We start from the raw sequence: 14,898 nt of genomic DNA on the forward strand, positions 1-14,898 counted from the left end.
ATAGAGGCTGTAAATATAGATTTGCCAGCTTTGTAGAAAAGAGCTTTTCCTATAATAGAGCTTCAATATTTTTAGTTTGAATAGGAGGTATAAAGGACAACTCATGCAAAGAAGAATCATTCTCATTTAGACTTAAGGTCTTAGAACTTTGGTTCTATTTGCTTAGGCATAATAATAGTACTTAAGTACTACTGTGTGATGATCTGGTACCAAGGGACTAGTTTTTGAAACCCAAAGTACAATTCTTGCTGATTTTGCACAAGCAATATCATATAGGGATAACGGCTGGAGTGGGTGACTCTGGCTAATAATAAGTATTCTCGCCAGCTGCGATTAGGATGATTGCAAAGAGTAGAGCCTGGTCTTTTTTGACACAGTGTAATACCAGGCAAGGCGGACCGTATAAAAACTAAGTGGTGAATAGAGATGTCAATAAATAAAAAGATACTGGGATTAACTACAGCTGGAATGTTAGCGGCTGTTTTGTCTGGCCAAGCAATGGCGCATGGGGATGTAGTACCTCAAAGCGTTGATGTAACAGGTCTTAAAATGCTTGGGGATGAGTGGTTGGAGACCAACCCATATACACCAGACTATGAAAACCATAAGCTTGCAGTAGAGATAGGTGCATCTGCTTACACTCAAAATTGCGCTCGTTGTCACGGCCTTGATGCTATTTCTGGCGGTATTGCACCGGATCTGCGTTACCTTGAGTCAGGTATCGAAGGTGATGAGTGGTTTAAATACCGTGTAATTAACGGTGCCGTACGTGACGGCCGTGTTTATATGCCTAAAATGGCTGATACTCTTAGTCAAGAAGCCTTATGGGCAATCCGCGCATACTTAGAGACTCGTACTACTGATGAATAAACATAGCCTATTTTATGCTACTGTTTTCACTTGCGCCAGCCTGCTCAGCAGCCTGGCGCAAGCTCGTTATTACGACGACGTAATAGATAGTGGCTATTTGACCGTTGGTTTTTATCGAGATTTTCCGCCTTACTCTTATATTGAAGATGGAAAGGCGGTGGGCGTTGATGTTGAAGTGGGTAAGCGTATAGCTAAAGGCTTGGGCGTTAACTTTAAGACCCATTGGATTACTCCGGATGAAAACCTCGAAGATGATTTGCGAAATAATGTTTGGAAAGGACATTATTTAGATAAGGACGAGGAACAAGGAGCTCTCGCGCTTAAAAAAGTTGCGGATGTGATGATGCGCGTTCCCTATGACCGTGAATTTGCCTATATGCAAGATTCTACCGGTGCCGTTATTAACGACATGGTGGTCATGTTTGGTCCATACCAACGAGAAAGTTGGAAGGTTACGTACGATAGTCGTAAGATTGATAACGTCTCTACGGTTGCTGTTTTTCAATACCATCCGATTGGTGTTGAGATCGATAGTCTGCCCGATTTTTACTTAACGTCTGCTTTTGGCGGACGTATGCGCGAAAAAACTCACCACTATACAAATGCACGAGAAGCCTTTAAGGGTATGCAGAACGGTGAAGTGCATGCGGTTATGGCAATGCGGGCAGAGATCGACTGGTTAGTTAATAAAGCTGGCGATCCTAACTTTAAATTTGCCACAAACAGTTATCCTTCTATGGGTAAACAGAAATGGGATATTGGTATGGCGGTTAAAACTAGCTATCGCCAATTAGGTTATGCTATCGAAGAGGTTGTTGATAAAATGGTCCGCAACGGTGATATGGCTAAAATCTACCAATCTTATGGTTTAACCTATGAAAAGCCATCGCTGTATTTGGACGTTAACTAATCATGATGTAGTGTCTTTTTTATAGCGGTTTAACATCTATAAAAATAATTAAGAGGTTAAACGATGAAACAGAAAATATCAGCACTCGCTTTGAGTGCTGTAATATCGCTTCCTGCTTATGCGGTTACGGATCCTTTAGAGTCACCGCTTTGGGATTACATGCGTAAAACATTCATAGGTAATGAGCCTTATGTGTTTGATGATCAGGTTAAGGTCGAACTCCCCGAGTTTGCTGAAGACCCAACGCAAGTACCCATCACGGTTGATGCAAGCGCATTGAGTGGAGATATCCAGCGTATTATCTCTTGGGCAGATCTCAATCCAATTCAACACATCTTTACCTACCACCCCCATCCCGACATCATTCCTCGCATGTCGTTAAGAATAAAAGTTCAGCAAAGCACTGCAGTTAGAGCGGCAGTTCTGACGAAAGATGGTGTTTGGCATATAGGTGGGCGTTACTTGGAGGCTGCAGGCGGAGGGTGCTCAACACCGAGCATGGCAAACGCTGATCCATACTGGGAAAGCCATTTAGGTGAGATGAAGAGCCGCTTATTCCCAAGAGAGGAGGGTGGGCGCTATAAATTCAAAGTTATCCATCCGATGGATACAGGACTTGTTGACGCAATCCCTGAATTTTATATCGAGACCATTTCTGTTCGTTCTGAGGGTGGTGAGCCGTTAGCACGTATGGAGCTCTCACCACCTGTGAGCGAGAATCCTGTTATTACCTTTGATGTTCGAGATGCGTCTAAAAAACACAGAATCTGGCTAAGGGATAATGGTGGTAACGAATTTGAGCAAGAGCTTTAAACTTTGGGGATCGCAATGATTAGCAAAAAGATTGTTATAGCTAGTTTACTCGTTGTCGCAGGGCCGCTTATGGCAGCTCCTCTCAGTTATGATTTGAAACCACAAAAAATTGCTGACAATACATGGGTTTTGCAGGGTAAGCTTGAAGATTTTTCCAATAGAAATGGAGGAAATATTGTTAATACCAGCTTCGTGGTTACTGAGGATGGTGTTGTCGTTATTGATACCGGCCCTTCATTAAAATACGGTAAAGAGATGCGGGCGGTTATCGCCTCTGTAACGGACAAACCGATCAAATATGTTTTTAATACCCACCAACATCCGGATCACTTTTTAGGTAATCAGGCCTTTAAGGATATTGAAATATTGTCCCTGCCTAAAACTAAGCAGCAGATAAAACAGGATGGTGATAGCTTTGCTGAAAATATGTACCGCTTAGTCGGCGACTGGATGCGCTCCACTGAAGTTCAGCTGCCGACCACGGTAATTGAATCTGATCATTTAACCTTAGGCAGTCACCGTTTTCAATTGAGTGCTTTTTCAGGGCATAGTGGTGCTGATCTTGTCATCTATGATGAAAAAACAGGCGTATTATTTGCGTCGGATATCGTATTTTATCAGCGTGCACTCACAACGCCGCATACACCAGGGTTAGCGACTTGGATGGATGACATCGACCGACTTGAAAGCTTTAAATATACGCATATTGTACCGGGTCATGGTCCTGTTACGATGGATCATCGTCCTTTAGCGCAGATGAAGTCTTATTTGCAGTGGTTGGATAAAACATTAACAGATGCAGCAAAAGCTGGGCTGAGCATGACGGAAGTAATTAGGCTGCCGATTAGTGCTGAGTTTGATTCGATTCAACTGACTCGAACAGAGTTTGTTAAGACTGTTGCCCATCTTTATCCCAAGTATGAAGAGCTGTATTTTTGATATTTTCCCTTTCTCCTGTTCCTTTCCTAAAATTCGACTAGAATTTATTCTGTAAGATGTTCTCTTTATATAGCAGCCATAAAAGGCTGCTAACTTATTGAATTAAAAGGAATAAGCGTTTCGTTAGGTATTGTCTCGTATTTTATGTCTTTCTGGTATTACTACTAAGGGATGAAGAAACTACTTCCGCTGTTTAATTGTTGAAAAAGCGGTAAAGAAAAACAATGAGCGCATGGATTGGGAATTTTTCCCGACTCTCTCTGAACGCTAATAATAAATATCCGTAGAGGAGCGTACAATGAAGAAATTCACTCTGTCAGCCTTAGTTGCAGCAATGGCTATTGCAGGCACGGCTCAAGCTGGTGTTACTGATAAAGATATCCTTAACGACCAGATGACAACAGGTGATGTGTTGACTTACGGCATGGGCCTTCGTGGTCAGCGCTATAGTCCAATGGACAAAATCAATACAGAAACAGTTAAAGATATGCGTCCGGTTTGGGCGTTTTCTTTTGGTGGTGAAAAACAGCGCGGTCAAGAATCACAGCCGATGGTTAAAGATGGCGTAATGTACGTTACTGCTTCTTACTCTCGTGTATTCGCTGTTGACACTAAAACAGGTGAAGAGCTATGGGAATACAATGCACGTCTACCTGACGGCATCATGCCTTGCTGTGACGTTATCAACCGTGGTGTTGCACTTTATGATGACCTAGTTATCTTCGGTACGCTTGACGCTAAGCTTGTTGCCCTAAACAACAAGACGGGTAAGGTTGTTTGGAAGAAAACTGTTGAAGATTACAAAGCGGGTTACTCTATTACCGCTGCACCAATCATTGTAAAAGGCAAGGTAATCACTGGTGTATCTGGTGGTGAGTTTGGTATCGTTGGTAAAGTTGAAGCTTACGATGCTAAAACAGGCAAACTTGCTTGGACTCGTCCTACCGTTGAAGGCCACATGGGCTACATCTGGAAAGATGGTAAGAAAGTTGAGAACGGCATTTCCGGTGGCCAAGCAGGTAAAACATGGCCTGGTGATCTATGGAAAAGCGGTGGTGCTGCTACATGGTTAGGCGGCACATACGACGCTGACGTTGATCTACTGTTCTTCGGTACAGGTAACCCTGCACCATGGAACTCTCACCTACGTCCAGGTGATAACTTGTTCTCATCTTCTCGTCTAGCAATTGACCCTGATACAGGTAAAATCGTATGGCATTTCCAGACTACTCCACATGATGGCTGGGATTACGATGGTGTAAACGAGCTGGTTTCTTTTGACTATAAAGAAGGTGGTAAAACGGTTAAAGCGGCTGCAACAGCTGACCGTAACGGTTTCATGTATGTCTTGAATCGTGAAAACGGTGATTTCATCCGAGGCTTCCCATTTATAGACGAAATTACTTGGGCTAAAGGTCTAGATCCTAAGACTGGCCGTCCAATTTATGATGAAGCGTTCCGTCCAGGTAACCCTGCTGACTCTAAAGATGGTAAGAAAGGTAGTTCTGTACACGCTGTCCCAGGTTTCTTGGGTGGTAAAAACTGGATGCCTATCTCTTACAGCCAAGATACAGGTCTGTTCTATGTACCATCAAACGAATGGGCGATGGATATCTGGAATGAGCCAACAGCCTATAAGAAAGGCGCTGCTTACCTAGGTGCAGGGTTCACGATTAAACCAATGAACGATGATTACATTGGTGTTATGCGTGCGATGGATCCAAAAACGGGTAAAGAAGTATGGCGCTACAAAAACTACTCTCCTCTATGGGGTGGTGTGCTATCGACTAAAGGTAACTTAGTATTCTTCGGTACGCCAGAAGGCTACTTGCTTGGTCTAGACGCTAAGAACGGTGAAGTTAAATACAAATTTAACACGGGTTCAGGCATCGTAGGCTCTCCAATAACTTGGGAACAGGATGGTTCACAGTACCTATCTGTCGTTTCTGGTTGGGGTGGTGCAGTACCTCTATGGGGTGGTGAAGTGGCTAAACGTGTTAAACACCTTAACCAAGGTGGCACAGTTTGGACATTCAAACTACCTTAGTAATTCTTCGGAATTACGACTAAGCGTTGATTTCAGCGCTTAGCCTGTCCCAGCATAAAAAGCCAACTGATATAGTTGGCTTTTTTGGTTTTAAAGTATTGTTTAATCTATGAGGTCGTCAGCTTTACTTATAAGGCTTATTAAGTTTGGGCTCTAAGTGACAGATATTAATTAGGAATATAGTTTAGCAAAGACAGAGGATAGCTTCTAAACTAGAAAATAAATAACACTAATATTCTTTCCTGTGGATACAAGCGATTGCTGTTACATGCTTAGAGAGGAAAGCTTAATCAAGATACAAAAACCGACTAGGTATGCCTGCCGGTGTTTAGGTAACTTAAGATCTATTTTCTGGTTAAACTAAATCGATAATGCTGTTAAAGGCAATAACGACCCTGTCTTTTTTTCCAAAGTAGGGCAGTGCTGAGTGTTTAAGATAAGAGGGGAAGATAACAATTTGTCCCTCAACGGGTTCAAAGTCCCAAAAGCCTTGTTCGCCTAAATAAGCAGTACCAGCATCGGCATAATGATCCGCATTAATTCTTGGGTCATAAAAGCGATTAACACCATTGCGAGCGTCCAACGCGCACTCACCAGATTCTAGATAATAAATGCCACACCATGAACAGTTTGGGTGGGAGTGGATATCGTGATATCCACCATCTTTTGTAACATGAAACCATGACTCTATTATTGTTGCTTCACCTTCAACGCCTTCTGGCCAGCAACCACTATTTACTTCGGCAACTACGGCAGACAGCAGCTCTTCGAGCATCCGGCGGGCTTCAATGATAGCTGGCAACTCAGTCTCAAGAAAATTTAACTTACTTTCAAACAATTGATGTTTAGCGGTTACTGCTACCTGGCTATCAATTGCATGGGATTGATGCTGTTGATACTCATAGATATACGCAAGCAAATCCTCTTTAATAAATTCGTGGTCCGGATTTGTAGTTACGAACAGAGGGGATGACCATGCGTTAATAGATTCTATCTCTGGCGTTTGAGTATACATTGTGATGACCTAATACATATAAGTAATCGCATTGTAATGAGAGTCGTCTCATTTATCTATTGCGATAGGTCTGCGGGGTAAAAAATTGAAGAACACTTTACGATAAGCCTTTTTGAGTTCACTTATTTAATCGTTTATTGCGTGCTTAATTTGAATGAGTGTTGGCTGATGAACCAACCCAGCTGGCTTCCAGTTCATAGGATATAGAGCGTGCTAAACCATCCAAATCAGGGAAGAGTGTTGCATGGCTAATATTCATTCGATAGAGCGCTTCCATCGCTTCTGACCTTATCTCATTAGGTATGATGATTTTGGCAAGAATAATATCGTTATAATCGTAATTAGTTAATAACTCAGCAACCGATACATCGATCTTTCCAGGGATCATAAAAGTCCCTGCTTGAGCAACAATGCGACGATCCATAGACCAGGGCTCTCCAGGCCACACCACGGGGTATTGGTTAGACAGGTAATACTTGTGCAGCAGGTCATGCTTGCGAGGGTCTATGGCATCCCTTGTTTGCTCAGGGAAGCCTGGTGGGGTCGCTTCATGCCAAAGTGCGGGCGTGTTTACTGCATAGACTGCAGCCGTCGTTGTGCTGGAGTGGAGAGCGAAGTAACTAGCAACATAAGGAGATTTGGTAAAATCTAGTAATCGTGTAGGGGCGCCGTGATGCTGCATAAGTGCTAAACAGCGAAAGTCATCATTAAGTGCAGAGGTATCATGTAAAAAGTAATGGGCTTTACGTTTAAAGACACGAATAGCACGGCCCTCTTGTTCAGCCCAGCGGGCTTGAGGTACGAATTGTTTTAGGCGTCGAGTAAGTGAACTTTCTAAATCCCAAGTTGCATCGCATTGACCACGAAAGGCCCAGCCTCGAAGCTCTTCCGATTCGACTAGCGTCAAAAATTCTTGCCAGCTTTTTACTGTATATACCTTCGTCACTGTATTGGCTCCGGCCGTAAAAAAGAGGATTAATTTAGCGTTTATAGCCCTGAGTACGATTAATGTACACACATTCGGCAAGTCAGCACTAAAAAGCATAAATTAGGATATTATTATTTGCAGTACAATATAGATGGAGTTTTAAAAAATAAACTTCATGTTTATCAATATGTTATAGTTTTGTTTTGTATGGGATTTCTATTTTAAATGTCAATATATGTTAAGCAGGGGCCTCGATAAGTAGTACCAAATAAGTATTTTTTTGATGCCAAGGAATGATACCTGTGCTTCTTGGTGGGTCGTTAATATGGGTATGTAAAAATAACCATACTGTCCAACACTCCTGACAGTAGATAAAAACAAGAGGCATTTCGAAGATGATTTACGCAAAGCCAGGTACAGACGGCGCTGTAGTTTCTTTCAAAGAACGTTATGGAAACTTTATTAATGGTCAGTGGGTTGCGCCCATTAATGGACAATATTTTACAAACCACTCACCAGTAACGGGCGAAGCTATATGCGAAATTCCACGCTCAACTGAAGAAGATATCAATGCTGCTATTGACTCTGCAGAAGCAGCGAAAGATGCTTGGGGTAAAGCATCTACAACTGATCGTTCAAATGTTCTACTTAAAATTGCTGACCGTATTGAAGAAAATCTAGAACGCCTTGCTGTTGCTGAAACATGGGATAACGGTAAAGCCGTACGTGAAACCTTGGCAGCTGACGTGCCTCTAATGGCTGATCATTTCCGTTATTTTGCAGGTTGCATCCGTGCTCAAGAAGGTTCAATTGGTGAAATTGATGAAACAACCGTTGCATACCACTTCCATGAGCCACTAGGTGTTGTTGGTCAGATTATTCCTTGGAACTTCCCATTGCTAATGGCTGCTTGGAAAATCGCTCCAGCGCTAGCTGCAGGTAACACGATTGTTCTTAAGCCTGCTGAGCAAACGCCTGTTTCTATCCTTATTTTGATGGAGTGCATTGGTGATCTTCTTCCTGCTGGTACGCTAAACATTGTTAACGGTTTTGGTGCTGAAGCAGGCCAAGCGCTAGCAACAAGTACGCGTATTGCTAAAATTGCCTTCACTGGTTCTACGCCAGTAGGTTCACACATCATGAAGTGTGCAGCTGAAAACATTATTCCTTCTACGACTGAGTTGGGTGGTAAATCACCAAACGTATTCTTCAAAGACGTGCTAGCTCAAGAAGATGAGTTCGTTAGCAAAGCAATCGAAGGTGCGGTACTTGCTTACTTTAACCAAGGTGAAGTATGTACTTGCCCATCACGTATTCTTGTACAAGAAGACATCGCTGATGAGTTCATCGCTAAAGTTATTGAACGTGCTGGTCAGATTAAACGTGGTAACCCACTTGATACTGAAACAATGGTTGGTGCACAAGCCTCTCAAGAACAGTTCGACAAGATCCTAGGTTATATGGATATCGGTCGTGAAGAAGGTGCTGAAATCCTTATGGGTGGCGGTATTGAGAAGCTGGAAGGTGAATTTGGTTCTGGTTATTACATCCAGCCAACACTAATCAAAGGCACAAACGAAATGCGCGTCTTCCAGGAAGAGATCTTTGGTCCTGTTGTTGCCATCACTACCTTTAAAGATGAAGCAGAAGCGTTAGAAATTGCTAACGATACTGAATTTGGTTTAGGTGCTGGTGTATGGACACGTGATACTAATCTTGCATACCGCATGGGTCGCGGCATTCAGGCTGGTCGTGTTTGGATGAACTGCTACCACTTGTACCCAGCACATGCTGCGTTCGGTGGTTACAAGAAGTCAGGTGTAGGCCGTGAAAACCATAAGATGATGCTTGAGCATTATCAGCAGACTAAAAACATGTTGGTAAGCTACAGCGCTAATCCTCTAGGCTTCTTCTAAATAGGAAGCTTTCGGACGATAGGTTATCTATCGTCCATTGCTATTCATTTAGCTTCTTGCATTATTGCGGCCCTATAAGGGCCGCTTTTTTTATGCCTGACGTTTTGTTCAAACGACTCCTACTTTGGTGCTTTTCTTTTCCCGAAAATCAAGAAAATAGACCTTTAATGTTAAGCTCTTTTCATATTATTTGAGGGAGCCAATAATCGTGCGTAAATTATTATCTATCCTGATTGCGTTTTATGTTATTGAGGGGCATGCTGCGGTACAGGATTATCAAGTAATTCGCCTTGTCGCGATGAAATCTGATTGTATAAAAAACGACCTTCTTCGCACTGAACGGTCTGATGGAAGTATTGAGTTTTTTATCTCCTGTAAAAACCTAAGCCATTACCCCGATGGTCTACAAGTTACCTGTAGTAACGCCGAAGATGAGCGAAGCTGTAAGATCAAAACAGAAGCTAAACAGTTTAACAGCCTTAAATTATTACAAAGCGCTGAGTGAGGAGATTGACTGTGAAAAGCAAGTGGCAAACGCCAATAATAGGATTCGTTTTAACGAGCTCTTTAAGTGCGCACCTCTATGCAGACCCTATTACTAAAGCCTTTAATAAATGTAAAATTATCGAGGATCAGTATCAGCGGCTTAATTGCTATGACAGTTTAGTTATTGAGGATTTAATGGGTAACAATGAGCCCCAGTTCTCAGGTAAGCATACACTCAAAACTGAGCTATTTACTCTCACTGAACCCACTCAAATTCGCTTTCAAAGCGATGGTTCTATCTTTGTTATGGCTATTTATAACGAAGAGGGCGATGTTGTTGAAAACCTTCATATCGGCGGAGGCGGAGAGGATAGTTATATTTTAGAGCAGCCCGGACGCTATTATTTACAGGTTAACGGTTCAACAACATGGCGAGTGTGGTTAGAGCCCCCACCAGCCTAGATAACGATGATAAGAGTGTATGAATAAGCCTATAGGTCGAATATTTTACCTGGGTTCATAATATTTTTGGGATCTAAGGCCATTTTTATCGTTTTCATAATCTCTATTGATCTTGCATGTTCCAACTTTAGAAACTCCTTTTTACCTAAGCCAATACCATGCTCACCTGTACAAGTTCCACCTAAGTTAAGTGCGGTATTAACTACCTGAGATGATAACTGTTTAGCCTGCTCAACTTGATCACGGCTAGTTGGGTCCATCACTATCAATAGATGGTAGTTACCATCCCCAACATGGCCAACAATAGTACACTGCAGTCCGCTTGCCTCAGCATCTTGCTCTGCCTGCAATATGCTTTTTGCCAATTTAGATATAGGCACACAAACATCGGTTGTAAGTACTTTACTCTTGGCTTGTAACTGCTGAGTCGCATGATAAGCGTGATGACGGGCGCTCCAAAGTAGATTGCGCTGCTCTGTTGTTTCTGCCCATTTAAACTTACTGCCTCCAAATTCACCGCTTATATCTTTAAATAAATTAATTTGCTCAGCCACACTCTTTTCTGTGCCATTAAATTCGATAAAAAGAGTCGGTTTTGCTTCAAACCCTTCTAATTTTGAATATTGGATACAGGCCTGCATTTGCAGACTATTAAGTAATTCAATTCTGGCCATAGGGATAGCCGTCTGCCTAGCGTTAATCACAGTATCGACTGCCGCTGCCACAGTATCAAAACTACAAACTGCAGCCTTTATTATTTCGGGAACGGGATGTAAACGTAACTGTACCTCCGTAATTACCGCTAAGGTGCCTTCAGAGCCTACCAGTAGCTGTGTAAGATCATAGCCGGCAGAACTCTTCCTTGCTCGCGAACCGGTTTTAATAATCTCACCGGAAGCTACAACGGCGGTTAAGCCAATAACCGCATCTTTCATTGTTCCATACTTAACCGCATTAGTGCCTGAGGCTTGAGTGGATGCCATTCCCCCAATGGATGCATTAGCACCGGGATCTATGGGGAAAAACAACCCATCATAACGCAGCGCTGTATTTAGTTGCTCTCGGGTTACACCTGCTTGAACACGACAATCCATATCGGCCGCATTAATTTCTATAACCTGATTCATCTCAGATAGATCGATCGATATTCCGCCTTTGACCGCAAGTAAATGTCCTTCAACGGAAGAGCCTGCGCCAAAAGGGATAACCGGAATCTTATATCTATTGCAAAGTGTAACAATCTGAGCGACCTCTTCTGTGCTAAAGGGGTAAATCACCGCATCAGGGGGAAGATTGCCATAGCTGTCATCACCACCTCCATGCTGCTCTCGTACGATCTGTGATAAGTGAATACGATCACCGAAAGTAGTCGCCAGCTCATTAATAACTTTTTTAAGGTCAGCTTGAGAATAAGGCTTGATTGCACGCATAGGTGTCGCTTCTATATCTAAGTTAATGTTCTGCTATTAAATCAGGAAGCTTAAAATGATTAAAGTAGGGGAGGAAAAACACTTAGAAGAGTGACGTTAAGTGGGATGGCAGTCCGTTGCCCGTCCGTCGTTACTTATCCTTGAACATGGGTAAATTATATGGGCTCTATATGACAAAAATATGATGATTTAATTGCAGAGAAGTAAATTAAACTCTTCCGAGATCAATGCTCGCATTGTGGTGGTCAGTGAGACTAAAGATCTGGTTGTTTGCGCTTTAGCTAATAGATCCTGGATGCTGGTGGCAACTAAAGGATCAAACTGACGCGCATTCCCCGCCAAAGTATAAAATTTATTCACTTGGTGGGTGCCCGCAATAGCATCCGCCTCAACCATCAGCATCGCTTGCGCTAAAACTGCTTGTTTAATCGCTTTTGTATTAGCAGGGGAAACCATGATCCTTTGTGCGGTCCCTGTGATTTTTAATCCATTTACATTCAGGTTATAGCGTCCATCGCAATAAGAGCCTGGAGTCTCTCCATAGTCTGCAGAAAGGCCTAACTGCAGCAAGGCTCTTTTAATCGGCTCACACAAGGCCATATATATATCATCAAGATCAAAATCATCATCGCCTGTTTTAGGAAAGATAATTGAGAAATTAATAATACCTGGGTGCAAAGGTACCGACGTACCACCACTATCACGGACAATCACAGGCCATCCTTGCTTCTGTAGTGCCTCACAAGCCTGATTAAACGTAGGAAAGCGTGTTTCCTTCCTTGTTACAACTAAACACTGAGGAACCTCCCAGAGACGAGCTGTTGCCCCTCGCTTACCACAAGCCACCTCTTTAAGCAGTTCGCTATCTCTTTTTAAGGCCGCCTGAGGACTATCAGCAATAGGTTCATCAATAAGACGCCAACGGGACTGTTTGCGATAAATATCGAGAAAATCCTTATCTAAACCCATAGGTGATCTAATCTCCTTACAAAGTGATATATAGAATAGCGGTGCTATAAGACTTGTTCAGTGATTAGATAATGCTATGATCGCGCCTTAAACTCCAGTAGAACGATTAAGTAATCAAGATGACAAGACCAATTCCAGCCGCTAATGTCGATGATTTACAGACATGGGTAAAGTACAAAAGCAAAATGTGTCAATCCTGCCGCGGAACATGCTGTAGCCTGCCGGTAGAAGTTCGCTTTGCTGATCTTGTTCGAATGGGGGTACTTGATGAGTTTGACGCCCATGAACAACCTAAACGTTTAGCCAAGCGGTTGATGAAAGAGGGGATCGTTGGTCATTTTAATAACAAGACCGAAGTGTATACGCTATCACGTTATGCCAATGATGATTGCATCTATTTAGAACAAAAAACACGTCTGTGTATCATCTACGAAAATAGACCGGATACCTGTCGTAAACACCCAATGGTTGGCCCTAAACCAAACTATTGCGCATACCAGCCTAAATAGACTAAGCAAAGATAATGACAGAGACTAAGCTGCCTATTTTATACTCATTTCGTCGCTGCCCTTATGCAATGCGAGCTCGGCTCGCTATAGCCTACAGTGGTGCGAAGCTAGAGCTACGTGAAATTGTACTCCGTGAGAAGCCAGAAGAGATGCTAGCGATCTCTCCTAAAGGCACGGTCCCCGTTTTACAGCTACCGAGTGGCGAAGTGATTGATGAAAGTATTGATATTATGCGCTGGGCATTAGCTCAACATGATCCTAATGACTGGTACTCTGAGCCTTATATCCCAGCGATTGAGTCATTGATTACACAAAATGATGAATCGTTTAAGCCTTGGCTTGATCGTTACAAGTATGCAGATCGATACCCAGAACAACCGGAAACCTTCTATCGGAACCAATGTGAAGCTTGGTTCAAAACATTAGAGTCCCTATTGGAAGCCAACAAGGGATACTTAGTAACAGATCAGATCACTTTAGCTGATATGGCATTAGTGCCATTTATAAGACAATGTGCCCATGTGGATCTAACCTGGTTTGAATCCACCCCATATCCCCATTTGCAACGCTGGTTAACGGACTTCAAAGCCTCTGAGCTATTTGTCGATATTATGCGCAAATACCCCCTTTGGGCGTTAGGTGATCCCGTCACCTTATTTCCATAAGGGGTCCCCGTGATAGATAAAACAAAAAAGCCCGCTAGAGTTATCTCTAGCGGGCTTGTTTATTCGCTATAGGCTGGTGATAGGGTCGCTTATTTACGCTGTTCTATCAGCTGTTTAAGCTCGGCTATCTGGCGAGACAGATCCTCTATTGTAAGATCCCCATCGGCGATGGCTTTTTCTTTAGCTTCTTCAGCGTGCTCATTCTCCATTACGTTGACCACAATACCGATCACCATATTCAAAAAAGCAAAGGTGGTTAAGAAGATAAAGGTTAGGTAAAAGAACCAACTAAAAGGATAGACCTCCATCGTTTCATACATAACGTCGGTCCAATCTTCGAAGGTCATCACTCTAAAGAGCGTCAGCATTGAAATAGATATATCGCCCCATAAAACCGGATTTATATCGACAAAGAATGATGAGCCAATCGCAGCGTAGATGTAAAAAATAATAAACATCAATAAGATGACGTAGCCCAATTGTGGCAGTGCTTTAATTAAAGAATTAAGTAGCAAGCGTAATTCAGGGACAATCGACACCATACGTAAAACTCGGAAAATACGAATTAAGCGCCCAATCAATGCCATTTCACTGTCTTGAATAGGAATAATACTGACCACAACAATCAGGGTGTCAAAAACATTCCATGGATTTTTGAAGAAAGTTTTCTTATGAGGTTCACCTATAAACCGTATTGTCAGCTCAATAAAAAAGAAAGCTGTAATTGCACGATCTAACCAGACAATGATTGAAAGTATATGTGTAGGTATATCATAGGTTTTTGCGCCAATAACTAAGGCGGAAAAAAGTATGACGGCGACAACGAAAAGCTCAAAGGCCTTGTTGCTTCTAATTTCAAAAAAACGGGATTGTAGAGTTTCAATATTCATCATAATTTCACATAACTGATAAATTTTGCAGCACTGTACTGTGAATTTG

General features: G+C 42.4%; 15 protein-coding genes. 10 read left to right on the plus strand and 5 right to left on the minus strand.

All coding sequences use genetic code 11. The features are described 5' to 3' along the window. The first annotated feature begins 426 nt into the window (after window positions 1-426). The 5 genes from pedF (at window position 427) to A3774_RS05910 (ending at window position 5,579) form a co-directional block, all read left to right on the plus strand. Window positions 427-870 carry a cytochrome c-550 PedF gene (gene pedF, locus A3774_RS05890; protein WP_156473664.1) on the plus strand — a complete coding sequence of 148 codons (444 nt, stop codon included), beginning with the start codon at window positions 427-429 and terminating at the stop codon, window positions 868-870. Beyond that, complete coding sequence (locus tag A3774_RS05895) at window positions 863-1,780, plus strand: substrate-binding periplasmic protein (protein ID WP_067864633.1); 918 nt, start codon at window positions 863-865, stop codon at window positions 1,778-1,780. Before pedF ends, A3774_RS05895 begins: the two co-directional genes overlap by 8 nt. 63 nt (window positions 1,781-1,843) lie before the next feature. Further along, window positions 1,844-2,593 (plus strand): quinoprotein dehydrogenase-associated SoxYZ-like carrier, encoded by a 750-nt coding sequence (locus A3774_RS05900; protein WP_067864637.1) that lies wholly within the window; start codon window positions 1,844-1,846, stop codon window positions 2,591-2,593. Between the two features lie 15 nt (window positions 2,594-2,608). Next, entirely contained in the window at window positions 2,609-3,532 is a 924-nt protein-coding gene (locus tag A3774_RS05905) for a quinoprotein relay system zinc metallohydrolase 1 (RefSeq protein WP_067864640.1), read from the plus strand. 298 nt (window positions 3,533-3,830) lie between these two features. Then, window positions 3,831-5,579, plus strand: coding sequence for a PQQ-dependent methanol/ethanol family dehydrogenase (locus A3774_RS05910; RefSeq protein ID WP_067864643.1), 1,749 nt, complete (start codon window positions 3,831-3,833; stop codon window positions 5,577-5,579). A 355-nt stretch (window positions 5,580-5,934) separates the two neighbouring features. Here the strand turns inward: A3774_RS05910 and A3774_RS05915 are convergent, their stop codons facing one another. Both A3774_RS05915 and A3774_RS05920 read right to left on the minus strand, forming a co-directional pair. Next, window positions 5,935-6,594 (minus strand): putative 2OG-Fe(II) oxygenase, encoded by a 660-nt coding sequence (locus A3774_RS05915; RefSeq protein ID WP_067864646.1) that lies wholly within the window; start codon window positions 6,592-6,594, stop codon window positions 5,935-5,937. Window positions 6,595-6,739: 145 nt separating this feature from the next. Continuing rightward, complete coding sequence (locus A3774_RS05920; protein ID WP_067864649.1) at window positions 6,740-7,540, minus strand: FRG domain-containing protein; 801 nt, start codon at window positions 7,538-7,540, stop codon at window positions 6,740-6,742. A 377-nt stretch (window positions 7,541-7,917) separates the two neighbouring features. Between A3774_RS05920 and exaC the strand changes: the two genes are divergently transcribed. The 3 genes from exaC to A3774_RS05935 all read left to right on the plus strand — a co-directional run bounded on the left by exaC (window position 7,918) and on the right by A3774_RS05935 (window position 10,386). Further along, window positions 7,918-9,438, plus strand: a complete 1,521-nt coding sequence (gene exaC / locus A3774_RS05925) for an acetaldehyde dehydrogenase ExaC (protein ID WP_067864652.1) — start codon at window positions 7,918-7,920, stop codon at window positions 9,436-9,438. Between the two features lie 208 nt (window positions 9,439-9,646). Continuing rightward, window positions 9,647-9,943 carry a hypothetical protein gene (locus tag A3774_RS05930; RefSeq protein ID WP_067864655.1) on the plus strand — a complete coding sequence of 99 codons (297 nt, stop codon included), beginning with the start codon at window positions 9,647-9,649 and terminating at the stop codon, window positions 9,941-9,943. Window positions 9,944-9,954: 11 nt separating this feature from the next. Next, window positions 9,955-10,386 carry a hypothetical protein gene (locus tag A3774_RS05935; protein ID WP_067864657.1) on the plus strand — a complete coding sequence of 144 codons (432 nt, stop codon included), beginning with the start codon at window positions 9,955-9,957 and terminating at the stop codon, window positions 10,384-10,386. 29 nt (window positions 10,387-10,415) lie between these two features. Here A3774_RS05935 and A3774_RS05940 read toward each other — a convergent pair whose 3' ends face one another. After that, a complete protein-coding gene (locus tag A3774_RS05940; RefSeq protein ID WP_067864660.1) occupies window positions 10,416-11,816 on the minus strand; it encodes an FAD-binding oxidoreductase in 1,401 nt (466 codons plus the stop codon). A gap of 189 nt (window positions 11,817-12,005) precedes the next feature. After that, window positions 12,006-12,785: a lipoate--protein ligase family protein gene (locus A3774_RS05945; protein ID WP_067864664.1), complete on the minus strand. Its 780-nt coding sequence runs from the start codon at window positions 12,783-12,785 to the stop codon at window positions 12,006-12,008. Between the two features lie 119 nt (window positions 12,786-12,904). Here A3774_RS05945 and A3774_RS05950 point away from each other — a divergent pair, with 119 nt between their 5' ends. Together A3774_RS05950 and A3774_RS05955 are read left to right on the plus strand one after the other, a co-directional pair. After that, entirely contained in the window at window positions 12,905-13,294 is a 390-nt protein-coding gene (locus tag A3774_RS05950; RefSeq protein WP_067864667.1) for a YkgJ family cysteine cluster protein, read from the plus strand. Between the two features lie 14 nt (window positions 13,295-13,308). Then, window positions 13,309-13,959, plus strand: coding sequence for a glutathione S-transferase (locus A3774_RS05955; protein WP_067864670.1), 651 nt, complete (start codon window positions 13,309-13,311; stop codon window positions 13,957-13,959). Between the two features lie 89 nt (window positions 13,960-14,048). Here the strand turns inward: A3774_RS05955 and A3774_RS05960 are convergent, their stop codons facing one another. After that, complete coding sequence (locus A3774_RS05960; protein WP_067864673.1) at window positions 14,049-14,852, minus strand: ion transporter; 804 nt, start codon at window positions 14,850-14,852, stop codon at window positions 14,049-14,051. Window positions 14,853-14,898 lie beyond the last annotated feature (46 nt).

The sequence above is a fragment of the Neptuniibacter marinus genome, from assembly GCF_001597725.1.
GTDB classification, from domain to species: domain Bacteria; phylum Pseudomonadota; class Gammaproteobacteria; order Pseudomonadales; family Balneatricaceae; genus Neptuniibacter; species Neptuniibacter marinus.